The organism is Paenibacillus sp. PCH8 (assembly GCF_002968835.1).
GTDB lineage: Bacteria > Bacillota > Bacilli > Paenibacillales > Paenibacillaceae > Paenibacillus.
On record NZ_PKQK01000003.1, the window covers coordinates 259,911 to 284,841 of the forward strand.

Below are 24,931 nucleotides of genomic sequence, written 5' to 3' on the forward strand. Positions count from 1 at the left end.
ATGGACCATTAAACGTTCTATATTGTGTTTCAACCAACTGAAGTTGCATATTACACAGAAAGACACAGGCCACTTCAAGGCGCCTGTGTCTTCTTATACTTTCAATGCCCCTACTTACATTCTTCGTCCGGCTGAAGCGGAATACAGCTCGTACCATTCATACCTCGTTAGCTCAATGTTCGTCGCATCACGGCAGGCCAGAATGCGCTCTGGCCGAATTGAACCAATTACGGGCTGAATACCTGCCGGATGCTTCAATAACCAAGCCAGTACAATGGATTCAGGTGTAACACCACGCTCCTTGGCCATTCGATCAACCAATTGGGCCGTATGCTCAATCTCCGGGCGTTGCCCCTCGACTACCCTGCCAGTAAATCGACCTTGAGCAAGTGGGCCCCAGGCCTGCAATTGAATATGCTCTGCCTGGCAGTATTCCATCGTGCCATAAGGAAATACATTATCTCTGGCTTGGAGGCGATTTACCGTTACACCCGCTTCCACAAATCCGATTTTGTCCAAACTCATCTCCAACTGGTTCACAATCAGAGGTACTTGACTATGCAACTGAAGAAGCCGAATCTGTTCAGACCCCATATTGGAAACTCCAAAATGGCGCACTTTACCGGAATGATGCAGTTCTGCCAGTGCCTCACCGATCTCTTGCGGATGAGTGAGTGGGTCAGGACGGTGTAACAACAGAATATCTAGATATTCGATACCCAACCGCTCCAGAATACCATCCACACTTGCCAAGATATGTGTACTCGACGTATCATACCGCTGAGGTCCTTCATCATCACCCACTAGACGTATACCACACTTCGACTGGACAATGATCTTCTCCCGCAAACCTGGAGCTTCGGATAGAACTCGTCCCAATACATGCTCAGCCTTACCACGTGTATATATATCCGCCAAGTCAAAGTGATTAATGCCTATTTCAATAGCTGCTTCCACCGCCCGATGACCTTCCAGAACCAGATCTGGTGTAATCGGAAGGCCATCCCATTCACCCCCAAACCGCATACAGCCAAGTACGATGGGACTGGCAGGAATCTGGTAGTGATGCAAGGGAAGTTGTGTGTAGGACATGTCAGAATTCACCTCATTTTTATTTATACGACGCTAGGATGTAGATTCTCTCTACATATTTTCTTTCCTCTTCCTCTATTTTCCTGCTCCTTCTTCCATACGGGGCAAAAACAAGGTTTCAAAAGCCTGTGTATTGAATATATAGAGGGTGCAGGTATTATGCAGGAATATGAGAGGAGAGTTTGTATTTTGAACCCAAATGAACCCAACGAGTCCTCAAAACCAGTGTTTTTCACCAAAGAATTCACACATAATCCTTATCCAGTGTATGAGAAATTAAGAAAAGAAGAGCCGGTCTTCAGAGTATTGTTTCCCCAAGGAGAGCTTGGATGGATCATTACGCGATATGAAGATGCAGTCCAGATATTGAAAGATCCTCGCTTTAGCAAGGATTTCACCAAAAGGTATGGGTCTGAGTATCAAAGTATTTTTGTCAATAACATGCTGTTCTCCGATCCACCAGATCATCGTCGTTTACGTGGATTGGTGCAGAAAGCATTCACCCCCAAATTAATAGCCGACATGAGAGAACATATTCAGGAAATTGCAGATCATTTACTGGATAACTTAGCATCTCAGGAGAAAATGAATCTGATTGACGACTTTGCTTTTCCATTACCGATCATTGTCATTAGTGAAATATTGGGCGTTCCTCTCGAAGATCAGGACAAGTTCCGCTTGTGGTCAAATACCATTATTGATGCATTACATTCCGATCCCGATATGTTTGAAAAGCATTCCAGTGAATTCACCGAATATCTGACTGATTGGTTCGCCAAAGTTCGCAAACAACCAGGGAACGACTTGATCAGTCAACTCGTTATCGCCGAAGAATCTGGACAACAACTGTCTGAAAAAGAGCTGCTCAGCGTTGTCTCGTTATTAATCATTGCCGGACATGAAACGACGGTTAACCTGATTGGTAATGGAATGCTTGCTCTACTGGAGCACCCCGAGCAACGAGAAACCCTTATCCAACAACCTGATCTGATCCACCAAGCCATTGAAGAGATGCTTCGTTATAACGGGCCCGTTGAATTTAGCACATCCCGCTGGGCTCTGGAGGATATCGAATTCCGTGGACAGCATATTGCGCAAGGAGAATTGGTTGTCGTTGCTCTGGATTCGGCTAATCGTGACGAAGAACAGTTTAAGGATGCAGGTGTCTTTGACATTACCCGCGAGAAGAGTTCGCATCTGGCATTTGGCAAAGGCATACACCTATGTCTCGGCGCACCACTTGCACGTCTGGAAGGCGAGATTGCAGTGAGTACGCTGCTAAGCCGTTTTCCTAATATGCAGCTACAAGCGGATGTGAATGAACTCGAATGGAGACCAGGCATGGTTGTTCGAGGTGTTAAAGAAATTCCGGTTCGACTTAATTAATTAAAATTCACAAAGAATGAAAGTGAGGTCCCTTACATCATGGAAATGAACACTATTATATGGATCATTTCTCTGCTTCTAATCTTTGTACTACTGGTCAGAGTCAGCAGCCTGCAACGCCAAGTGAATGAAATGAAAAGAGATATGGAACGCCTGGAAAACGGTTCAACTGTCAACACGCGCTCCGAATTCAATTCCACATTGTCTCCAAAGGAAACACCCCTTTCCCACACAAGCCAACCAGGCCAGGCCGATCTGGATCAGGAACTGCTTGCAATAGTGCAGAAAGGAAATAAAATTGTAGCCATCAAAAGACTGCGCGAGGCCAGAGGTCTATCGTTAAAGGAAGCCAAAGATTATGTGGATGCTCTGGCACGTAATTCGTAACCTGAACAACTCCAAATACATGTGATGCTGTTGCCCTGTTTATAGTCATATGCTCATACCGTTCAGGATCAGGTAAAAGAACACAAATCTGATCATGCATCGCATAACGCTGCATGATCAGTTTTATAGAAGATGGGAGTACAACAAAATGGTCAAAGAGAGGCACTGTACATACACAGTGACCTCTCTTTGACCATTTTATGCTACGAACTCGATCTGCTGCTGAACCTTACTGGGCCGTAACTGCGCCATCGATCGGATATACAGCACCATTAATATAAGGCGCTTCATCTCCAAGCAGGAACGAAACCAAATTCGCGATCTCTTCAGGTCTGCCCAGACGTCCGGACGGAATGCTGTCAACAGTGGCTTTGAATACTTCAGGGTTGTCTTTACCGAACTGAACTACCATGGGTGTCTCAATGGTACCGGGCGCAATCGCATTTACACGGATATTGTCTTTGCCGTATTCAATTGCAGCTGTGCGGGTCAAGCCAATCACTCCATGCTTGGTCGCTGCGTAAGGCGCAACTGTAGGTACACCAACAATTCCCGCTGTAGAGGCCGTATTGAGGATGGAACCCCCACCTGTTTTGAGCATTTCCGTAATCACGTATTTCAACCCGTAGAATACACTTCTCAAGTTGATATCAATAATCTGGTCGAATTGTTCGATGGTATGTTCAATCAACTTGATACCAGGACCCGCGATACCTGCATTGTTAAAGAACATGTCAATCCGCCCGAACTCTTCGACTGCTTTTTTCACATAATTCTCAACCTGGGGTGCCTTGCTCACATCTGCTTGTACAAAAATGGCATTACTCCCCAGTTTCTCAATCTCCTTAACTGTTTCAAGACCTGTCTCTTCGACAAGATCCACGACGACAATGGATGCGCCCTTCTCAGCCAGCTTCAGTGCTGCTGCTCGGCCTAATCCACTTCCTGCTCCGGTGATAATGGCTACTTTTCCTGCGTGACTCATGATGATCTCCTCCATGTGGTTGTGTCATCTTGTGATTGGATCAATGAATTCGATATGAAACGTTCATGAAATATTGCAAACCTATGTAGGTCAGAAATGTCATACATCCTTCCTGACTTCACCTATTCTAATAGACTTTCGACATAAAAACAAATGATATAATATCGACACATACTATATCACACATCACACGTTCAGCATTGAATTGAAGGAGCACACAACCAAACTGGCATTGTGCATGCTCCTTCTTCGAATGCAAAAACGATCTCAAATTGATGTTCATATCAACGGCAAGCCGTGTAATCTGCTTATCGAAGTAAATTGGTTTTGGCTAATTCAATCAGCTCATCTCCACGTCCGTTCAGCACGGCTTTCATCATCCATAAGGTGAACCCTTGCGCCTGTTTGATATCAATCTTTGGAGGTAAGGACAATTCTTGGCGATTCACCACCACGTCGATCAGAACAGGCCCATCATGCTGAAGCGCACGCTGCACTGCTCCTTCCAGTTCAGCCGGATCCTCAACCCGAATGCCTTCCATGCCCATGGCTTGAGCAACCATCGCAAAGTTGGGATTCACGAGTTCGGTGCCCGACTCCAAGAAGCCGGCAGCCTTCATCTCCAGTTCAACAAAACCGAGTGCGCCGTTATTATACACCACAACTTTAATCGGAAGATTATGCTGTTTTAATGTCAACAGATCACCCATCAACATCGTAATACCGCCATCACCGGACAAAGAGATAATTTGTCTGCCAGGATCAGCCACTTGCGCGCCAATCGCTTGAGGCAGAGCATTCGCCATCGTACCGTGATTGAATGAACCGAGCAATCTGCGATTGCGGCTCATCTCAATATAGCGGGCCGCCCATACGGTCGGAGTACCGACATCACAGGTAAAGATTGCATTTTCAGCTGCGTTATCACTTAGTATTTTAGTAAGGTACTGTGGATGGATAGGCTTTTTACCCGGTTTGCCAACCGCAAGTTCGTCCAGATCTTTGCGTACCTTCACGTACCGATCCACACTTTTATGCAGATGTTTGTCGCTGTGTTCTTCTGTCAGGTAAGGGAGTAAAGCTTCTATGGTCGCTTTCACATCTCCGCAAACGCCATAATCGAGCTTCGTGCGTCGGCCCAGATGGGAAGATTGAATATCGACTTGAAGGACAGTCGCATCTTCCGGATAGAATTGACGATACGGGAAGTCCGTTCCCAGCATCAACAGCACATCGCAGTCCATCATCGCATGATAACCGGATGAATATCCAATCAGCCCCGTAAGACCCACGGAATACGGATTGTCATACTCCAAATATTCCTTACCTCTGAGAGCAATAACCATGGGAGATTTCAATCGATCACAGAGCTGCATGAGGGGTTCCCGAGCGCCTGCACAGCCTGCACCGCACAGCAACGTGATTTTTTTGTCCTGATTCAGATATTCCGCCAGCTTCACAAGTTCCGGCTCAGAAGGATGTACTACTGGATGGGTTGCGTGGTACACATGCTCAGGCACAGGAAGATCGGCCGCTTCGAGTCCAGCTACATCCCCTGGCAGCACGACGACAGACACACCTGAACGTGCAACTGCTGTCTGGATGGCCATAGTGAGGGAACGCGGCATCTGTTTGGCTGTAGTGATGACTTCGCAATAATCACTACATTCCTGAAACAGATACTCCGGATGTGTCGCCTGGAAATATTCACTGCCAATCTCATCACTTGGAATATGGGCAGCAATGGCGAGTACTGGTACTCGATTGCGGTGACAATCATACAGACCGTTAATCAGATGCATGTTACCAGGTCCACTACTCCCTGCACAGACAGCGATACTCCCCGTTACCTCAGCATCAGCCCCAGCTGCAAATGCAGCGACTTCTTCATGGCGTACATGAATCCACTCAATCTTGCCCGAACGACGGATGGAGTCGAGTACCGCATTCAAAGAATCTCCAACAATGCCGTATATGCGTTTGATGCCAGCGTTCAGTAATACTTCAACAAAAACGTCTGCAACTGTTTTTTTCATCTTAAATTGGTCCCCTTTAATTGCTTGTTTTGATTATCTTTCCATCCTGTGAATATACCTATTCTTATTCCCCAATCTTTTAAATTCCGAATCAAAACATATGTAATTGTGAATATATGAACAAACGTTCCATTGAAATCGTTATCTCAACGTTAGGACCGGTTACACTCACAGTATAAGAAATCGGCCTCTTCCTGAGATGTGGGAAAACGTCAAAAATCCGCTTGTCGAATGACAAACGGATTACGGTTAAAACTCAGATGGCAGGCATAACGTTACCACCACTTACGGGAATGTAGGCACCTGTGATAAATGAGGACAGATCCGATGCCAGAAAGGCTACCGCATTGGCAATTTCCTGATCCTCACCCCTGCGCTTCAGCGGTACGGTGCGGGTATATGCTTCATCATGTCCAGGTTCACTGGAGCGATCACGTTCACTAATCGTCCAACCAGGCGCAACCTGATTCACGGTAATCTGATACTCGCCGACCTCTTTGGCAAGCACACGGTATACTCCGTCCATTCCACGCTTGCCAGCGGTATAGGCAGATTGGTGAGCGAAATTTTGCATCGCACACTCTGTATTGATGCCAATGAACCGACCGGCTTTGACTTCTTGCATATGCGGAATGAATGCTTTGGCAAGATATACACTCTGCATGACACAGGATTCGAATTGACTCAAGTAATCTTCAGGTGACTGTTCCAGCACGGTTGTCCATTCATATTGAATGACCGCATTGGCAACAACAATATCCACGCCGCCGAGGACGCTCTGTATCTCATCGCGCATTCGAAATGCCGTATCCTGCTTCGTAATATCCCCCTGTACGATTACAGCCTGACAACCGAGAGCTTCAATCTCACCCTGTAGCTCTCGAGCCTTCGTTTCATTATTTATGTAATGTAGAGCCAGATTGGCACCACATGCGGCCAAGGTACGGGCAATTACTCTCCCCAGTTGTCCGGTTGCACCAGTAACCAGAGCTGTTTTTCCTGTGAGATCCAGTTGCATCCTAACAGAAACCTCCTTGAGTTCACATATATTCCGCAAATCCGAAAACGATTTCGATTACCACGGTTACTTCTACCATATTTCACGTTACCTTAGTTATATATAACCTCGCATTAATACTCATTTGAATTGAAGTCATGCGATGTCTCATCTATCGGGATTATTCATCAATTATGCTTGATCAGATCAATTTCCTGAGAACGACTGACTTCCTTTTCCCAACGTTCTTCTACATACTGGCGGTGAACGGGGTGATTATTGTATGCATCATACGCAGCCTGATCAGCGAAGACCATCGAGAAGCTGTAATCAAACTCATTTTTCTCACTTACCTGTTTCAGAACCTGAAATTGCTCTACACCAGGAATGGCTGCCAGTGCATCCGAACTTTCTGTCAGAAAGGCTTCTGCCTCTGGTGTATCTTTACCCGCGTAAAGTGTAAACGTTACCATATGTGTGATGCGACTCATCTCTATTTCCTCCTCCAATATGTCTTACTCTGTTTCCTAGTGTACATCCGAAAGTATTGTAAGCGCAATAATTGGTTGAATTAATTTTTAATGAAATAGATATTCATCGTTATCACTATAACTTTCAGGCACAGATTACACAGATTCCCCATTGATTGGCATACAAAAAAACCTCAGGACGAATCCCGAGGTTTTCTTGTAATGGTTGGACAGACTATTTAATGTTGTATTTACGGTTAAATTTATCAACACGGCCACCGATGTCCACGTTTCTTTGTTTACCAGTGAAGAACGGGTGGGATGCGGAACTAGTGTCCACACGGATTACTGGATAAGAGTTACCGTCTTCCCATTCCATTGTTTCGTTAGAGAACTTCGTGGAAGAACTCAAGAATTTGAAATCAGCACTTGCATCGTAAAAAATTACGAGTTGTGTCTTTGGATGGATGTCAACTTTTGGCATAATCTATTTACACTCCTTTAATATGGGTACTTCTTAGAATCAAACTACATTTTATTATACTCTTTTTTTGCACGAAGTACCAGCAAGATTTGAGGAATAGATAAAAAATTTATAACTCATGTGATTTTTCATCTGATCCAGCGTTACGCTGTGCCTCTCTCCAGTACATTCAGCATGTACTCCAAGGCCTCTAGTTCATCCCATCCCCAGCAGGCTTTTGACATCTACACAATGCGTTTACGAAAAAAAACAAAAAAGAGTCCTGATCTCCAGAACTCTTCCAGTAAAGTCTTATGCTCCAATCGTCTTATACGCCATTCGGGTACACCATGACTTTCAGACTGCCGCTCTTATTGTGTAACGCACGCTCCATAGCCTGCTGTGTCTCTTCTAGTGAATAACGATCTGTAATGAGAGACATCACGTCATGCTGACCAGAGCTCAGAAACTCAATTCCTACCGGATATGTGTTGGCATAACGAAATATTCCATAGATATCCACTTCATTATCCGCCATAAATGGAACATTGAGTGCGATCTCGTCCTGTGCCGGCAGACCCACGATGGCAAGTTTGCCTCCCCGCCGAAGTGAATACAGAGCCGATTGTAGCGCCTTAGGGTTACCGGCGGTTTCCCATGCGGTATCCACACCTACACCATCGGTTAACTCGCGAATCACAGCCATTGCATCTTCATTTCGCACATTAATGACGTGGGTTGCTCCCATCCGCCGAGCCGCTTCCAGTCTGACTTCCTCCAGATCCGTGACGATGATGCGTTCCACACCGAATGATTTGGCTGCAGCTACAGCCATGAGTCCAACGGGGCCCATGCCCATAATAGCCAGAGTGGTTCCTGGAGCCAACTTGCTGCGTCGAGCCGCATGAATAACGACAGAGAAAGGTTCATTCATCGCAGCTTCCTCGTAAGACAGATGATCTGGAATCGGAAATGCCATGTCCTCACGCATCACCATGTATTGTACAAATGCACCATCCACCGGAGGGGTCGCCAGAAACTGAACATCCGGGCACAGGTTATAGCGCCCCTCCTTGCATGACGTACAACGTCCGCAGGTGATCCCTGGCTCAATAGCAACCCGATCTCCTGTCTGTAGACGAGTTACATTCGCGCCAACAGCAGCAATGATTCCCGCACACTCATGCCCCAGAATGATCGGTTTCTCCACCACAAATCTGCCGATGCGTCCATGTTCAAAATAGTGCACATCCGAACCGCACACACCTACAGCCATCACCTGAATAAGAACCTCATCCGCAGCGGGTTGGGGAACGGGTTGTTCCTCAATGATAATGTGTCCTGGTGCTGTCATGACAGCTGCCTTCATCGTCTCAGGCAGTTGATGCTGTCCCATACGTATCTCCTCCTCCTGTAAGTCAAAGCTGTCTAGGTTACATCTGGGCATTCTGTATTCATCCAAACCATCTGTACTTCAACTTCCCATTAATAGATGATTCGTCCCTGTTCGTCCTCAATGCCGCTCTTGCGATAGAAGTACGTATTGATCATGTCGCGCCATTCCTTCGCATGTTTGGCTTGGTTGTCCTGTAATGAAGCAACTTTGCTGAAGATGACCGGGTCCACTTTCCCCTCCAGTTGTCTCCATGTCTCGGCTAACGCCTCCGCCTGTACAGCACCTTCAAAGTGTGTATCATAGATATGCTGGATAACCGTCTTACCGGAATGCAAGACATGGGTGTACGGCACGTGATGGAAAAATAAGATCAACTCATCTGGACAGGTGTCCAAGGACTCATAACGACCAGCATTCTCCGGGTGATATTGAGAAGTATAACCTGTACCACTGTTCACGGTTCGATCTACACCAATTCCATGACAATCGGCAAAGTGATACGTACCCCATTTGGAATACTCGTACCCATCCACATTTGGTCCGTAATGGTGGTCCGGATTAACCATCCAGCCCACACCAAGAGGCGCTGTATAATTCTCATATATGCCTAGTGAAGTCATAAGCATATCCATCACTTGACACACGACTTCGTCCTCATGTCCAAACGTCAGTCTGACCCACTCATTGGCAATCTCTTCCGCTGTCAGCTCCGGATTCCACGCAAGTCTGCCATATCCATACAGATTCGCCTGTGCAAGTGGGTGTCCTGTCCAGCTGGCATCAGCTCCAATATTGGATACCGCAGCAAAACCACTATAGGGTCGGTTATACAGGGAGCCATTCGCGATCCGTTTGATCTCAGAACCTTCACCTTTTGCGTACGTGTCAAAATCCAATATGTCCTTCCACTGGGGAACCAGATAGCACAGATGACGCTGCTGTCCGGTATACTCCTGCGTAATCTGAAACTCAATAACCTGATTTGTATGTTCCATAGCGCCGAATAGCGGAGATACCGCTTCTCTTACCTGAAAATCCATAGGTCCGTTCTTGATTTGCAAAATGACATTCTCGGCAAAGCGTCCGTCCAGCGGCGTAAAGTGGTCATATGCTGCACGCGCCCGGTCTGTGGAACGGTCTCGCCAATCCTGTTTGCAGTTATAGACGAAGCAGCGCCAGATCACCAGTCCACCGAATGGCCTAAGTGCTTCGGCCAGCATGTTCGCGCCATCGGCATGATCACGATTATACGTGAACGGGCCTGGTCGATTCTCGGAGTCTGCCTTGATCAGATATCCACCAAAATCCGGAATCGCCGCATACACCTTGGCCGTTTGTATATTCCACCACTCTCGTACCTGTGTATCAAGCGGATCGGCTGTACGCAATCCACCAATCTCGATCGGACTTGCGTAATTGGCGCTCAGGAACAGCCGGATGCCGTAGGATCTGAACTCAGCAGCAACCTTCGCAACATCACTTAGATAACGTTCCGTCAAGAAGAGGCTCTCCCGCCGATGCACGTTGACGTTGTTGATCGATATGGCATTGATTCCCGTGGAAGCGAGCAATCGTGCATAATCCCGGATTCGCCCCAAGTCTTGCGTGAATTCCCCGTTATCATAGAAAATGGAATCTCCGGCATATCCCCGCTCAATGCTACCGTCCACGTTATCCCACTGATTAATCATTCGCAGCGAATTGGCTGGCTGCTCCGTAATGAAACTCCACTTCTTCGCCGCTTCATTCGTCTCACTGCTGCTTTCATGATCCAATGTCAACGCTCGAAGCAGATGAAATGCACCATACAGCACGCCTTGGGGCGTCTCTGAACCAATCACCAATGTGCCGTTTGCCTCGTGCTCACGAATGACATATCCTTCACCTTGCACAGCTGAACGCTCTTCCTCGCTGAAGGCGTCAGCAACAGCATGACTTCCCCCCAAGTGCCGACTCGTATTGCGGAAGCGCATTCGTTCCGTTCACGTTTCTGTACATCAGCCAGATGAGCAACATCCGGCTTCACGCGATACAACTTCTCCAGCCCGTCAACAAGCTCGGTCACAGCTGTAGTCATGATCTTATGATTTTCTTCAGCTAATATCAGCTTGCTCCAAGCAGGAGCTGCCTTTCGGGCAGTTCCTTCCGAATTCAACAGACCTGAGTGATATCCCAGCCATGCATCATACTGCGGGCCTGCCAGACCCGATTGTACAACGGGTTGGCTCATTGTACAGCCTCCTTGCTGGCATGGATCTGCGCAAGACGATTTCCTTTACCCTCAAGTAGCCATAGGATGGACGTTACCCCGCGCGGATAGTACTTGCTTCCTACCGCCACACCGGACAGGATCTGGTCGCTCCAGCACCAGTAGGATTCCTCCGAATGCAGTAGCCAGTTCACATGAGCCGCATCAGATGCCTTTCCTGTCTCATCCCATTCCATGCCGAGTATTTCTCTCGTTATAAACTGGGACAGATATATTTTGCTTAGCCATGAGTTATTGCTTGTCGAGGACAGTTTCCAACCTCCGTCTTCAAACAGGCATGTACCCGGTACAAGAACTGTCTTCAGATGTGTATGGAGTGCCTTCAAGTAAGGTCCAAACCGACCGTTGACATCCAGTGCGGCTTCACAACCTGTAAAGTACGGGAACACCAGACCTTCAATCGCCGGAATGATGCGGGAATCGTTATTCTCCGCAATAACTGCCGGAATGTAGCCGCCATCCGTTAACTGTGCAGCGATACTCGCGGCGCAGCGATCCGCTTGACGCCCTGCTTGATGTGACAGATCTGCCCGCTTCTCAGCTGCGAACAGTTTCTCCAATGCAACGTAGACCGCCCAGCACTTGCCCGCCAGATAGATATTATTGCGAGACTGCCCAAGTGACACATCCAGGCTATCGTAAGTTGTGATCTCCGCTCCCCCCTGGGTACGGCTGCTATCCAGACCCATCAGACCATTCCGTTGCTCTTCGTCCGGGTGATCACGATGAAGCATGCTCTCGAAGCAATCCTGAATCACAGGCAGCATGTTTTTGACAAACGCTTGATCCTGTGTTTGTTCAATGTATACCGTCGCACAGCACAGCCAGTTCACAAGTTCTTCATGACTCATCTGTGAGAAACAGTCATCAATACCTACCAACTCATACGCCGAGTGTCCAGGACGCGAGAATACATTGGCTATACCCATATCATGGGTAAAGGAAATACCGCCCGGATACAGCTTCTCTTCCCCTGGGAATCGAACCTGATCGGTGTAACTGTAACGTTTCACGAACCATTCCAGCTCGTTCCGCACAGTCCACGGATTCATGGCAAGTTCGAAGTACAACTGATCTGCGGTCAGATCAAGTGTGTTCATCATTCGGTATTCCCCTTCATTCACAACCCAGAGTGGCTCACCATCGGCATCCAGCATCTGAGTGCTGGCATAATAGCTGTGAATGGAATGAGCAAGCATGAATGACTGATCTTCGGTCAGGGCAGCTGTTCCAAGGCGCTGATCCACTTCTGCACAGGATGCTGTCAGCTCGCTGAAACGTTGAAGCGCATATTCTCCTGCTGCCTGGATATCCGCGAAGTAGCGTGTGTACCAATACGTCGTGTCCATCCCGGATGTCACAATGCCATCACGGTAGAAACAAACAGCACATTGATAGGTACGCTTCTCTCCTGCCGGCACCTCCATCAGTACAACAGCCGTTCCGCCAAGTCCAAAGGCCAGATTCTCACGATGCTTCTCCTGCAGAATCTTCTCCAGCGTAAATCCGCGCGCAGGCCACAGCCCGTCATCCTTTGACATAATTGCGGTAAGACGTCCTTGTCCAACACCCGTGGTGGAACCACCCTCCGGTCCTCCAATCAGGCGCATGGCAGAGTATGGGTCTGAGCCCTGATAGCCGAAGTAGGCCTTACGTGCTTGTTGACCTTGCGTGTTGTCAATCGTCATCTCCACCAAGACGGCTGGTACGAGTGCATCCATTAACGCTTCGCGATCCCCACTCGTTGGATCTGGTACCGGACGTACAGGTGAATATATCTGGAACGTAAGGTCTCCCGCAGCCCACATGTCCGTTCCCAAAGTGAATTTACGAGTAATATCCTCATCAGCAAATGCCGATATCAGCGGTTGTGGAGCCTTGGCCTGATCCCCGTTCTCCAGCTTCTCTACATCGTATCGACTGCTCTCGTCCTCCGTTGCTTCATAGAAAGGAAGTGCCTGATAATGATCCCCATCACGGGACTGTAATCCAATATATACATTCTGGTCTGCCGGCTTGCCGAGTTCCAGACCCAGGCCGCCTTTGGCCCCTTTGTACCCCAGTGTAAAGCTGGCGAAAGCGCCGATTGGTGAGTGATGTGCATTATAAAAAATAGATTTGGATGTGCTCATAATTCATAACCCCTCTCAGATGATATGCATACGTTCTCATTAGCCCCATCCTAACACGCGATCCCACCCCAGACCATGATCAAATCAATCGGATATTTACCCAAATCAAGCTGATATACTATAATGATTGAAGCGGTTACACTAAAACATCTGATCACTTGTCTGGATAAGCGAATACTGCATTCCATTTGAACTAAGGGGGAATTTCCATGTCATCTACATACTTGCCTCCCGCTCTGGGAGAAAGTGCTCATGAAGTTTTTTACCCAGATGTACAAACGACCGTCAATCTGTTCGCTATCCATCTGCGAAGTGTCGGCACGGATTGGGACTATCCGGCGCATGAGCATCCTCAATACGAACTGAACTATGTAACCGAGGGCGAGCAGCATATGATGGTGAACGGAACGTTGTATGTACAAAAGGCTGGCGAATTGCTCTTGATTCCACCGGGAAGCATTCATTCCAGCCACAGCCGTAACGGCGAGGGATTCACCTATTTCTGCATGCACTTTGATATTGATGATCAATTGTTCCTCTCGTTGCTGGCACGGATTAAACAGGTGTTATTCAGCGCAGACAGTCCGGTTACCCGGCAGATTGAGCCGGTTCTGCACAAATTGATGTCCTCCGCGGATAATCAGGCAGCAAGCACGATGAGTCAGCGCATGCAGCTGCAATCAGCGGTCTTTGAACTCTTTGGTCATCTGTGGGAGGCTGTCTCTCACGAAGCAGCCCAATCGTTCACCGAAGGATACGAGAAAATCGAACTTGCCCATCTGATCCGCACTCGGTTGCAGGGTCTGATGAGTCAACAATTCAAACAAGGGCATGAACTCGACAGTCACTATGGTATTGATGATATCGCGGCGGAGTTGGGCATTAGTTCTTCACACTGTAATCGTGTCTTCAAGCAGGTATTTGGTCAGTCGCCCCGGGTTGTCTTGTCCCAGATGGTTCTGCATGAAGCGAAGCTTCTCCTGGGTAATCCGAATCTGTCCGTTCAAAATATAGCTGTTATGCTTGGATACAAGGATATCGCCCATTTCAGTCGTCAATTCAAGCGCTGGTCCGGCATGTCACCCTCCCGGTACCGACAGGAACAGCCTGCTCTGGAATGATATCCATTGCAGGCTGCTTCTTATCAGCATGGCGTAATCCGTAAGCTGAGATGTATTGCATTTATTTCAACAAACGCTTAATGAGCTTCAGTTTATTATCATACGGTGGATACAGAATCGGCAGATTCACTTTGGTGCTTTTCTTCAATACACTTTTGAGATGAGAGAAGGTTTCGAAGCTGTACTGACCATGGTACGAGCCAACACCTGAATGTCCAACTCCGCCAAACGGCAGACGTGGGTTAGCTACATGCGTAATCGTATCGTTAATGCAACCTCCTCCAAAAGAAACTTCGCGCAGCACTTTGTCCTGAACCTGTGTGTCTGAAGTGAACAGATATAAGGCCAGCGGTTTAGGCCGCTTCACAATCTCTCCAATCGCTACATTAATATCCCGATAACTGATGATGGGCAGAATGGGTCCAAAAATCTCATCTTCCATCGTCGCTGCATCCCAGGACTCCGCGTCAATCAGTGTCGGTTCAATAAAGCGATCTCCCTCATCCGATGCTCCCCATGAATCACTTTCGCCTGATCCCGTTCAATCAGCGTCGTCAGGCGTTTGAAATGTCCTTTGTTCACGATTCGACCATAGTCCTTGTTACGCTGGATATCCGAACCAAAGAATGAAACGATCGCTACTCTCATCTCTGTAATCAATTGTTCCTTCACGCCTTCATGCACTAGCAAGTAGTCAGGTGCGATACAAGTCTGTCCTGTATTGAGCAATTTCCCCCATATGATGCGCTCGGCTGCCACTTTGATATCCGCCCGTTCATCCACGATAACCGGACTCTTCCCGCCCAGCTCCAATGTCACCGGAACCAGATTTTTGGCGGCAGCTTCCATCACAATCTTGCCTACCGGTACACTGCCTGTAAAAAAGATATAGTCAAACGGGGCGTTGATCAGCGCTGTCGTTGTATCTTTGGCACCGTCAAGCAGCTGTACGTATGCCGGTTCGAACACAGTCGCAATCATCTCTCGTACGATAGCAGATACAGCAGGCGTGTTCTCGGATGCTTTGAGCACTGCTGTATTTCCTGCTGCAATAGCACCAACCAAAGGTTCAATCAGGAGCTGAAATGGATAATTGAATGGTCCGATAATTAGCACCGACCCGTAAGGTTCAGGAATAATATAACTTTTGGAGCCAAGGAGAGCTATTTGCGTTCTGACTTTGACGGGTTTCACCCATTTCTTCACTTTGCGGATCGTGTGTGTGATACTGTCCATCATGAATCCAATCTCTGTCGTGTAGGACTCGAACTCACTTTTACCCAGATCCTGATAGAGCGCCTCCGTCAGTCTGGACTCATACTTATGAATCGCCTGCTTCAATTGCGTTAGACGTGCAATTCGGACTTCCGCCGACCGTGTGGCACCTGACCGAAAGAATTGACGCTGCTGTTCCAGAATCTCTTCGACTTCCTGACTGCTTACTTCGTGAATGGTTGTCATAACTTCATTCTCCTCTGTTACCGTATTGATTAAGAGTTTAAACTTACGAACCTATAAGACACATGCATAAGCATGTTTTACTTTGTACACTTCATCCCTTTACAGACATTCCTCTTCCAATGCGGCAACCAGTTCCTTCAACAGTTCCACAGAAGCATTCAATGAAGCCGAATAATAGCGCTGCGTTCCCTTCTGTTCAACCGATATAAGCCCCTTCTCTAACAATAGCTTGAGATGATGAGATATGGCTGGCCGGGACAGGCTGGATCGTTCTGTAATTTCATTTACCGTCATTCTGCCCTTCTCACTGAGTGTCAGCAGTATAGTTTGACGATGGTTGTCACTTAGTACTTGAAATAACGGGATACAAGTTTCGAAAATATTTATCGCTTTTTGACCCATGGTTACACCTCGATTATCATTCTACTATTTATTAAATGATCGTTACCCACTTAACGTCTGTTAGTTTAAACATTCGAACCTAATAACTGAATTGTACTCTCTCGTGACTTGGACTACAAGTAAAACATCATAAATATTGAACTTCACAATGATAAAGCGCTTCCAATCTACCATACTTGTATGGTAGTATGGCAATGAAGGAGTTGAAGTTGTGGAATACACCTCAAAGTTATCATCCAAGGCTGGTCTGTCATCGTCTTTCATACACGGTCTGTCTTCCATGAACAAACCGTCTTATTCGACCCGAGATGCCGTATACGTCACACTGAAACAGCTGATTTTGAGTCTGAAGATGCCTCCGGGAACAGCCATTTCCGAGAAGGAAATCTCGTTGGAGTTCAAGGTTAGCCGAACTCCCGTTCGAGAAAGTTTTGTAAGGCTTGCGCAAGAAGGTCTGCTGGAAGTGTATCCTCAGCGTGGTACATACGTCTCCCTAATCCAGGTCGATCTTGTCGAGGAAGCACGATTCATGCGTGAACAGCTCGAACGAGCCGTGATCCGGCTTGCCTGTGTACAATTTCCGGATGAGCAGATGCTCGCCTTGGAACAGAATCTTATGTCACAACAGCAATGCTTGATTGAACCGGATGATGAACGAATGTTCCACTTGGATGAAGAATTCCACAGTACTCTTTTTGCAGGCTGTAATAAAAGCAAGACATGGACTGTCATTCAGCAGATGAATGTGCATTTGAATCGCAGTCGTATGCTCCGTTTATCTTCGGATCATCAGTGGGATCACCTGATTGAACAGCATAGATCCATGGTCCAAGCTATTCGGCAGCATGATGCCCAGACGGCAGAACGACTGATGCAGGAACACTTGCATTTAACCGTCACCGATCTGGCTGTATTGCAGGATACATATCCTTCCTATTTTCAATGAGTGAATTTATTTTACTATTATTCATGATGAGGTGAACGTGATGAGAATGGTTTTTCGCTGGTTTGGCGAAGGCAATGACACGGTAACACTGGACCACATTCGGCAGATTCCCGGAGTTGAAGGGATTGTGTGGGCTCTGCACGATGTTCCTGCGGGTGAGGAATGGCCCATGGACAAAATATTGGCGGTCCAAGCGGCGGCAGACAAGGCCGGGTTACATCTGGATGTCGTTGAGAGTGTGAACATTCATGAGGATATCAAGCTGGGTATGCCTTCGAGGGATAAGTACATTGCCAATTATATTCGAACGATGGAGAAGCTGGCCCAGGTTGGTGTGAAAGTCATCTGTTACAACTTTATGCCGATCTTCGATTGGTTGCGTACCGACATGCATAAGGAGATGGAGGATGGCTCCACTGCCCTCTTCTACGAGAAGAACAAACTCGAAAATATTGAACCTTTGGAACTCGTTCGTCAAATCACCGAAAATTCTGCACTGACCATGCCCGGTTGGGAACCGGAGCGTTTGCAATATCTATCAGATCTATTTGAAGCCTACCGGAATGTAACCGAGGAACATATGTGGGAACACGCACGTTATTTCCTGCAAGAGATTATTCCAACGGCCGAACGATTGGGGATTCGAATGGCCATCCATCCGGATGACCCGCCGTGGCCGATCTTTGGATTACCAAAGATTATTACGAGTCAGGAGAATGTTCGCAAATATCTGAACCTTTATGACAGTCCTTACAATAGTGTGACTCTGTGCAGTGGGTCTCTGGGAGCGAGTCCTGACAATGATATTATCGGAATGATTCACGAGTTCAAGGACCGGATTCCATTTGCCCATATTCGTAATGTGAAAATCTATGATAACGGAGACTTTATTGAGACCTCACATCGCAGCCAAGACGGAAACGTCGATATTGCAGGCGTTGTTGAAGCTTATCATGATATTGGTTATGAGGGCTACGCACGACCGGATCACGGCCGACATCTCTGGGGAGAACAGTGCAGACCTGGTTACGGGCTGTATGACCGGGCTTTGGGGATCATGTATCTCTGGGGTGTATGGGATTCCCTGCAAAGGAGGATAAATGTATGAGTGGAATTCAAATGGAACGCACATCACGTCTGGAAGGCAAAATAGCTGTAATTACCGGAGGTGCAGGGGTATTATGCCGATCCATGGCAGAAGAACTTGCTCGCCACGGCGCTCAAGTTGCCATTCTGAACCGTACGGTGTCCAAGGGGCTTGAAGTTGTAGCTGCAATTGAAGCTGCAGGTGGCAGAGCGATTGCTGTCGCCTGTGATGTAACACAGGTCGATAGTGTTCAAGCAGCGGCAGATACGGTGCTTGCGCAGCTCGGACCTTGTGATATTCTCATCAATGGTGCAGGTGGTAATCAGGCCAGTGCGAACACCACGAATGAAATTTTCAGACTGGAAGACTTGGAACAGCATGACGTCACTACTTTTTTTGATGTAAGCGTAGAGGGATTTCGTCAGGTTATGGATCTGAACTTTGTCGGCTCCCTTATTCCTACCCAGATCTTTGCCAAACACATGATTGAACGTGACGTATCGGCAACCGTTATTAATATCTCTTCAATGAGTGCCCCATCGCCCATGACCAAAGTTCCTGCGTACAGTGCCGCCAAAGCAGCCATTAATAACTTCACTCAGTGGCTCGCCGTACATCTGGCTGAATCCGGTATTCGTGTCAACGCGATTGCCCCAGGATTCTTCCTGACCGAGCAAAACCGGAACCTGCTGCTTCAACCTGACGGTTCACCTACAGAACGTTCTAGCAAAATCATTGCCCATACACCCATGCGCCGCTTTGGCAAACCGGAAGATCTGCTGGGCACGTTAATGTGGCTTGCAGATGAAAGTCAATCCAGCTTCGTCACGGGCACAGTCATTCCAGTAGATGGCGGGTTTATGGCGTACTCTGGTGTATAGTGCACTTTTTCTTTTGTAAACCGTGAATTAACACGATATCGATTGGCTCCTCCTATCCGAAGCCTGGACGTGAATATAGGCTTCGGTTTTTTTTGCGTTCAGAATAATATTCACTGACGAAGGAAAAGATTGTATTGGTGAGTATAACTCCCCCTCTTGATGCTAGTACTGTACTGTCCATTCCAGATTCATCCCAAGAAGTCAAGGAAGGTGATACATACATGATGGAAGAAACATGGGTTGTAGCTGTTCGTTCGATCATCGCCTTTTTGACCCTGATCATCTATACGAGGGTATTGGGCAAACAGCAGATGGGTAACCTGACGTATTTTGATTACATTAACGGTATTACGATCGGTTCCATTGCGGGTACGTTTGCAACCGATTTATCGTCCAAAGCCTGGGTTCATTTTGTTGCTCTGACCATTTTCACAATCATTACAATTATCTTTCAATTTATTACAATGAAAAATCGAACCATCTCCAAATTGATGGACTCCGACCCTACTCTGGTCATTCAGAACGGCAAAATTCTCGAACAAAATCTACATAAAATGCGTGTGAAATTTGACGAATTGACCATGATGCTGCGGCAGAAGGATGTATTTGATATTACAACGCTGGACTATGCAATTCTTGAGCCTGATGGTTCTCTCTCTGTTGTATTGAAGCCTGAAAATCAGCCCGTCACCGCCAAGGACATGCATATACATTCTCCCCAAAGAAAGCTGATGACGGAGTTAATTATTGATGGCGTTCTGATCCAACAGAACCTGGAAGAGAGGAACAAAGACATTCGCTGGTTAACGGAACAGTTAAAAAAGAAAAAAGTGACGATTCAGGATATTGCATTTGCCGCTATTCTCCCTAATGACAAGCTGTACATCGATCTCTTCAAGGATCATTTTTCTGAGAAAACGGATATGGGAGATTATGAAGGGCCATTCTAAATTTCACATCTTGCGGGAGGTGGTTGAATGAAAACGCGTTTCTGGTTGCTATATGTGACTCCAATCCTGTTGCTTCTGATCTTTATCGCCATTATGGCCAGCGGAGCATTACTCAAAAAACCGTTTGGTACCCAAGACCGCTTGATGGAATCGGTACAAACGCTGGAGAAGCAGGTCGATGCCAAACAGTGGAACGCAGCCAAGTCTCAAATCGATTATGCGATGCAGGCCTGGGAACGAATCGTCAATCGTATTCAATTCAGTGTAGAACGAGAAACGATCTATGATATTTTGGGTACTCTTGCACGGATCAAAGGCGGGATTGCAGCTGAAGATGATAAGGCAATCAAAGAAGAAATCTATTACTTTTACGCGTTATGGGATAACTTGGGGGACTAGGAGAAGCGACAATGGAAGCATGAAGGACAGGCGATCCAAATGCACATGACAAAGGCACCTCCTTTATCAGAAAAGGAAGTGCCTTTAGCATTTCTATTGTTACGCTCCACGTAATCTGCGAGATTTAGACTTTGTCATTCGGGAGGTGCTTTCTTTGCGGAAGAAAAGAGCGAGTGCTCCTTTCGCACACCATAGTGCAAACAGAGCGAACAGTGTACCCCAGAACAATGCAGGAAGGAATGTCTGCTGTGCGAGATTGGCCGCGTCCCCTGCTCTGGAAGGTTGCGTCCAAGACATCCACCCGACATACATGGCACTAACCACAGACTCTTCCAGCGTTAGAAAAGCGAGTAACAGATAATAGAATTTCACAATTTTGGCACCAAAAATCATAATGATCACATTCAGCACGATGAAACCCGTCAACCACAACATGCCGAACTCCCCTCTTACATACAACAGAAGTGATACGAGAGCTACAGCTGTCATGATACCAAGTCCCCACATATGCCGACCTTTGCGGTACAGGTAGAACAACAACCAGGCAAAGAGTGAAGCACTGATATACCCTGCCAGAGAAACCAGAATCGATCTGCCTGGTGTCAGCATGGACGAATACGTTACACCACTATGATCCGCGTACAATTCAATGCGCAGCACCTTTCCAGATAACACCAGTGTCATTAGCGCATGACCGAACTCGTGAATCATCGTATCCAGGTTGCGGAACAAGGACGAGAATGGAATGAATCGGGTCAAAAAGACAGAGGCTACTACAAAAAGTATGGTTTTGAGCCACTTGTTCAATCGGGTGAGACCTCCTTAACCTTCAAGTAAACGAGCCTATCCTTTATACTACGCTTTTTTCGCTCGATCCGTTTCGATTTGTGAACTGTGAGGCGCAGTGCTCCATCCACCAGCAGAAACTGCGATTGTGTCCAATGAAAAAAGATGAAAGATCATAGCAGCCCCTCTCCGCCTCCAAGGTAACGAGCAGTCGATTCCGCATCCGGTTGAGCGCGTAACGCACGAACTGATCCGCCACCTCACTTTGTACTAGGGTAACGTAGGCATACAGCGAATGATCGACAGGTTCATCCAGTGGGCTCACCCCTGCACATGAAAACTCCGTCGTCATGCCTGCCTTCTGGAGTATGGACAACGCCTTCACAAGCTCGGTATCGACCTCGACACCTTTCCATAACACTGTTCTCTTCGGGGATACGGTATGTTTATCACGTTCGGTCCATTGCATCAGTTCCAGCTTGCGCCGTCTCCATAGATGGGCAGGCTGATTACTTAACAATACTTCATGTTCCTCATTGGCACTCATCAATCGCGTCCTCCTGTCCCCTTGATCCGGTCATTCCTCAGCATGTTGTATTATTGTACCTTTTTCGGTGACAGGCATCAAATCAATAATTATTACTCGTTCAGCGCCCGTTGGAGTGCCTCCAGATTCTGTCTCATCACGCCAATGTAGTCCATCCCAGCTGCAACCTCATCGTCAGTGAGTCCTTCAATCGGATTCAATACAGCCGTTTTGGCTCCAACTTCGTTTGCAATCGTCTCTGACACTTTGGAAGAAACCAGTGTTTCGAAGAAGATCGTCTTCACTTGATGCTCCTTCGCAAAATCAATCACAGATGCCATCTGGGCAGCGGATGGCTCCTGCTCAGGAGATAATCCTGCGATAGGTACTTGTTGCAATCCATACTCCTGCGCAAGATAGCCAAAGGCAGCATGTTGTGTAATAAAGTCTTTCCTCTTACTACCTGTTACTGCTGCCTTAAAGTCTGAATCCAATGCTTCCAGTTTACTCACATAAGCATCGGCATTTTGTTTAAACTCTACCGCATGTTCAGGTGCAGCCTCTGCCAGTCCGGCTTCAATATTACGCACTTCTTTAACAGCCAATGCAGGGGACAACCAAACGTGAGGATCAAGTCCACCATGATCGTGACTATGACTATGTGTATGCCCCTCTTCCGCTTCAGAAGTATGATCATGGTCGTGGTCTTCTGTAGTTCCTTCATTCGCATGAACATGATCTTCGTCAGCAGCGTCCCCATTCTCATGTTCTACACCTTTAATCAGATCAATACCTTTGCTTGCTTCCACTTGAATGAGTTTCTCACTACTCAGACTGTCCTTCACCTGGTCAATCCAATTCTCCATGCCTGCCCCGTTATACACAAGAACGTCTGCTTTCTCAATGCTTGCCATGTCCCGAGGTGTCGGCTCCCAATCATGAGGTTCCATTCCGGCTGGAATGAGTGTATGTACATCTGCCAGGTCTCCTGCTACATTTTTGGTGAATTCGTACATCGGATAGAAGCTGACTTGCACATTCAATTTCTCTTCAGCAGTGTTTGGAGTACTCGCCGATGAGAGATCTGCTTCGGAAGCGGTCTTTGTTTGACCGCAGCCTGCAACAACGAGGGATAGACTAAAGAACAGTACAAGTGCTGATTTTTTGCCAAATCTCATATTAAATATTCTCCTTTGAATGTATGGATAGTTTGGCTTTATGTTGTTCTTGCCCTGCGCGGTGACGTTTACGGTTGTATAGTGAAACCAGCTTCTGCGCTGATATTCCAGTCAATAGAAAAACCAACAGAATGAGTGCAATCGTTCCTCCAGGCGGTGTGTTCAAATGGTAAGAAGTTGTCAGTCCGCTAAAAATTCCGAGGAGTCCAGTGACCACAGCAATAACAATGGCTGCTGCAAAACTGCGTGATACTCTTAGTGCAAGTGCTGCCGGCAGTACAATGAGCGCTGATACAAGTAACACACCGATGATCGGCATGGCTGAAGCTACGGTCATTCCTGTCAGAACGGCAAAAGCAAACGATAATCCTTTAACCTGAACGCCCCCGATCGAGGCCGTCTCTTCATCAAACGTCAAATTGTATAGCGGTCTTCGTAAAACAATGAAAAAAACTAAACCGATAACACATACAATTACCAGCATCAACAACTGTATATTGCTGACTGCGACGATCGAACCAAACAAATAGGAACTGAATGTTTTGGATAGATTTTTTCTCAGGCTCATGAGTACCACAGCTAGTGCCAGCCCCGATGTCATGATGATCGCTACGGGTACCTCGCTGTATGTTCGGTAACTTCTTCGCAACCGTTCAACCAATAATGCACCGATGACCGCAATAGCGAAACCGCTGATTACCGGATTTAGATTCAGGACTGAGCCAAGCGCCACTCCCGCCAGTGAAACATGAGATAATGTATCGGCCATCAGCACCTGTCTCCGGAGCATCAGATAGACACCCAAGATTGGAGCGATGATACCAATTAGTCCACCTGCCCAAAAGGCACGCTGCATGAATTCGTACTCAAACACTGCCATTCCTCACTTTCTTGACGCTCCAGCAGGATCATCCGGTCTAGTCGGTTGCCCATCTCTTCCAGAGCGTGAGTGACCATAATGATGGTTAGACCATGGACATCGGCATAGTGGCGCATCAAGTCATAGAATCCTTCCCGACTGCGTCGATCCATACCTGTGGTGGGCTCATCCAGCATGAGCACCTGTGGTTGTCCTGCCAATGCTCGAGCAATACTGATCCGCTGCTTCTGTCCGCCCGACAGCTCACCCACCCGTGTATTCCGGTGATCCCACATCCCAACTTCCCGCAGACTTCGCTCGACCACGTTCTCCTGTTCGATTGAAAATTTCCGAAAGAGCCCCAGCTTGCGATAACATCCTGATCGTACCAGTTCAATTACGGTACTGGGAAAACCACTGTTGAACGATGCTACTTGCTGAGGTACATAACCAACTTGCAGTTTTTTGCCTTGTATATTCTGAGTATTCATATGAACCGAACCACTCCAGGGCTTTAATAGCCCCAGCAGCAATTTCAGCATCGTTGTCTTCGCAGAACCGTTGGGGCCTGTTATGCCTACGAACTCTCCCACATGGATATCCAGCGACAGGTGATCAATGACCGGCTCTTTGCCATATCCATATACAACATCACGCATGGAAGATAGTATCATCCCGCTTCCTCTTTTCGTAAATATTACGATTTAAAAACAACAAAAAAA

General features: G+C 47.1%; 22 protein-coding genes and 2 pseudogenes. 8 read left to right on the forward strand and 16 right to left on the reverse strand.

Translation table 11 applies throughout. From position 1 onward, the window contains the following. Nucleotides 1-114 precede the first annotated feature (114 nt). Nucleotides 115-1,092, reverse strand: a complete 978-nt coding sequence (locus tag C0Q44_RS18435; protein WP_105408727.1) for an aldo/keto reductase — start codon at nt 1,090-1,092, stop codon at nt 115-117. A gap of 159 nt (nt 1,093-1,251) precedes the next feature. On the opposite strand from C0Q44_RS18435, the gene C0Q44_RS18440 reads away from it, so the two are divergent. Further along, on the forward strand, nt 1,252-2,478 hold the full coding sequence (locus tag C0Q44_RS18440; RefSeq protein ID WP_105408728.1) for a cytochrome P450 family protein: 1,227 nt from the start codon (nt 1,252-1,254) through the stop codon (nt 2,476-2,478). Nucleotides 2,479-2,523: 45 nt separating this feature from the next. Continuing rightward, nucleotides 2,524-2,865: a ribosomal protein L7/L12 gene (locus tag C0Q44_RS18445; protein ID WP_181151074.1), complete on the forward strand. Its 342-nt coding sequence runs from the start codon at nt 2,524-2,526 to the stop codon at nt 2,863-2,865. 229 nt (nt 2,866-3,094) lie between these two features. Here the strand turns inward: C0Q44_RS18445 and C0Q44_RS18450 are convergent, their stop codons facing one another. The 8 genes and pseudogenes from C0Q44_RS18450 to C0Q44_RS18485 form a co-directional block, all read right to left on the reverse strand. After that, nucleotides 3,095-3,850 carry an SDR family NAD(P)-dependent oxidoreductase gene (locus C0Q44_RS18450; protein ID WP_105408730.1) on the reverse strand — a complete coding sequence of 252 codons (756 nt, stop codon included), beginning with the start codon at nt 3,848-3,850 and terminating at the stop codon, nt 3,095-3,097. Between the two features lie 308 nt (nt 3,851-4,158). Then, the gene (poxB, locus tag C0Q44_RS18455) at nt 4,159-5,886 is read right to left on the reverse strand and encodes a ubiquinone-dependent pyruvate dehydrogenase (protein WP_105408731.1); all 1,728 of its coding nucleotides are present in this window, start codon (nt 5,884-5,886) and stop codon (nt 4,159-4,161) included. Nucleotides 5,887-6,142: 256 nt separating this feature from the next. Next, a complete protein-coding gene (locus tag C0Q44_RS18460) occupies nt 6,143-6,904 on the reverse strand; it encodes an SDR family NAD(P)-dependent oxidoreductase (protein WP_105408732.1) in 762 nt (253 codons plus the stop codon). 167 nt (nt 6,905-7,071) lie between these two features. Next, a complete protein-coding gene (locus C0Q44_RS18465) occupies nt 7,072-7,374 on the reverse strand; it encodes a Dabb family protein (protein WP_105408733.1) in 303 nt (100 codons plus the stop codon). 214 nt (nt 7,375-7,588) lie between these two features. Then, the gene (locus C0Q44_RS18470) at nt 7,589-7,837 is read right to left on the reverse strand and encodes a type B 50S ribosomal protein L31 (protein ID WP_105408734.1); all 249 of its coding nucleotides are present in this window, start codon (nt 7,835-7,837) and stop codon (nt 7,589-7,591) included. Between the two features lie 307 nt (nt 7,838-8,144). Then, nucleotides 8,145-9,212 (reverse strand): NAD(P)-dependent alcohol dehydrogenase, encoded by a 1,068-nt coding sequence (locus C0Q44_RS18475; protein ID WP_105408735.1) that lies wholly within the window; start codon nt 9,210-9,212, stop codon nt 8,145-8,147. 89 nt (nt 9,213-9,301) lie between these two features. After that, nucleotides 9,302-11,442 (reverse strand): annotated as a pseudogene (locus C0Q44_RS18480) (alpha-glucuronidase family glycosyl hydrolase). Then, nucleotides 11,439-13,613: a glycoside hydrolase family 52 protein gene (locus tag C0Q44_RS18485; RefSeq protein WP_105408737.1), complete on the reverse strand. Its 2,175-nt coding sequence runs from the start codon at nt 13,611-13,613 to the stop codon at nt 11,439-11,441. The pseudogene C0Q44_RS18480 and the gene C0Q44_RS18485 overlap by 4 nt, the downstream one beginning before the upstream one ends. Nucleotides 13,614-13,822: 209 nt before the next feature. Between C0Q44_RS18485 and C0Q44_RS18490 the strand changes: the two genes are divergently transcribed. Further along, the gene (locus C0Q44_RS18490; protein WP_105408738.1) at nt 13,823-14,734 is read left to right on the forward strand and encodes an AraC family transcriptional regulator; all 912 of its coding nucleotides are present in this window, start codon (nt 13,823-13,825) and stop codon (nt 14,732-14,734) included. A 61-nt stretch (nt 14,735-14,795) separates the two neighbouring features. On the opposite strand, the pseudogene C0Q44_RS18495 reads toward C0Q44_RS18490, so the two are convergent. Both C0Q44_RS18495 and C0Q44_RS18500 read right to left on the reverse strand, forming a co-directional pair. Then, nucleotides 14,796-16,195, reverse strand: a pseudogene (locus C0Q44_RS18495) (aldehyde dehydrogenase). A 99-nt stretch (nt 16,196-16,294) separates the two neighbouring features. Beyond that, nucleotides 16,295-16,597, reverse strand: coding sequence for an ArsR/SmtB family transcription factor (locus C0Q44_RS18500; protein WP_105408739.1), 303 nt, complete (start codon nt 16,595-16,597; stop codon nt 16,295-16,297). Between the two features lie 280 nt (nt 16,598-16,877). On the opposite strand from C0Q44_RS18500, the gene C0Q44_RS18505 reads away from it, so the two are divergent. The 5 genes from C0Q44_RS18505 to C0Q44_RS18525 all read left to right on the forward strand — a co-directional run bounded on the left by C0Q44_RS18505 (nt 16,878) and on the right by C0Q44_RS18525 (nt 20,860). Continuing rightward, a complete protein-coding gene (locus C0Q44_RS18505; RefSeq protein WP_105409299.1) occupies nt 16,878-17,543 on the forward strand; it encodes a GntR family transcriptional regulator in 666 nt (221 codons plus the stop codon). Between the two features lie 40 nt (nt 17,544-17,583). Further along, nucleotides 17,584-18,651 (forward strand): mannonate dehydratase, encoded by a 1,068-nt coding sequence (uxuA, locus tag C0Q44_RS18510; protein WP_105408740.1) that lies wholly within the window; start codon nt 17,584-17,586, stop codon nt 18,649-18,651. Further along, the gene (locus C0Q44_RS18515) at nt 18,648-19,511 is read left to right on the forward strand and encodes an SDR family oxidoreductase (RefSeq protein ID WP_105408741.1); all 864 of its coding nucleotides are present in this window, start codon (nt 18,648-18,650) and stop codon (nt 19,509-19,511) included. The genes uxuA and C0Q44_RS18515 overlap by 4 nt, the downstream gene beginning before the upstream one ends. A gap of 221 nt (nt 19,512-19,732) precedes the next feature. After that, the gene (locus C0Q44_RS18520) at nt 19,733-20,461 is read left to right on the forward strand and encodes a DUF421 domain-containing protein (protein ID WP_105409300.1); all 729 of its coding nucleotides are present in this window, start codon (nt 19,733-19,735) and stop codon (nt 20,459-20,461) included. Nucleotides 20,462-20,488: 27 nt separating this feature from the next. Continuing rightward, nucleotides 20,489-20,860: a DUF4363 family protein gene (locus C0Q44_RS18525; protein ID WP_105408742.1), complete on the forward strand. Its 372-nt coding sequence runs from the start codon at nt 20,489-20,491 to the stop codon at nt 20,858-20,860. A 99-nt stretch (nt 20,861-20,959) separates the two neighbouring features. Here C0Q44_RS18525 and C0Q44_RS18530 read toward each other — a convergent pair whose 3' ends face one another. The 5 genes from C0Q44_RS18530 to C0Q44_RS18550 form a co-directional block, all read right to left on the reverse strand. Continuing rightward, on the reverse strand, nt 20,960-21,667 hold the full coding sequence (locus tag C0Q44_RS18530; protein ID WP_105408743.1) for a M50 family metallopeptidase: 708 nt from the start codon (nt 21,665-21,667) through the stop codon (nt 20,960-20,962). A gap of 43 nt (nt 21,668-21,710) precedes the next feature. Then, nucleotides 21,711-22,193: a hypothetical protein gene (locus C0Q44_RS18535; protein WP_105408744.1), complete on the reverse strand. Its 483-nt coding sequence runs from the start codon at nt 22,191-22,193 to the stop codon at nt 21,711-21,713. 92 nt (nt 22,194-22,285) lie between these two features. Next, nucleotides 22,286-23,350, reverse strand: coding sequence for a metal ABC transporter substrate-binding protein (locus tag C0Q44_RS18540; RefSeq protein ID WP_105408745.1), 1,065 nt, complete (start codon nt 23,348-23,350; stop codon nt 22,286-22,288). A gap of 1 nt (nt 23,351) precedes the next feature. Further along, a complete protein-coding gene (locus C0Q44_RS18545; RefSeq protein WP_105408746.1) occupies nt 23,352-24,230 on the reverse strand; it encodes a metal ABC transporter permease in 879 nt (292 codons plus the stop codon). Continuing rightward, entirely contained in the window at nt 24,176-24,883 is a 708-nt protein-coding gene (locus C0Q44_RS18550) for a metal ABC transporter ATP-binding protein (RefSeq protein WP_105408747.1), read from the reverse strand. The genes C0Q44_RS18545 and C0Q44_RS18550 overlap by 55 nt, the downstream gene beginning before the upstream one ends. Nucleotides 24,884-24,931: the final 48 nt, after the last annotated feature.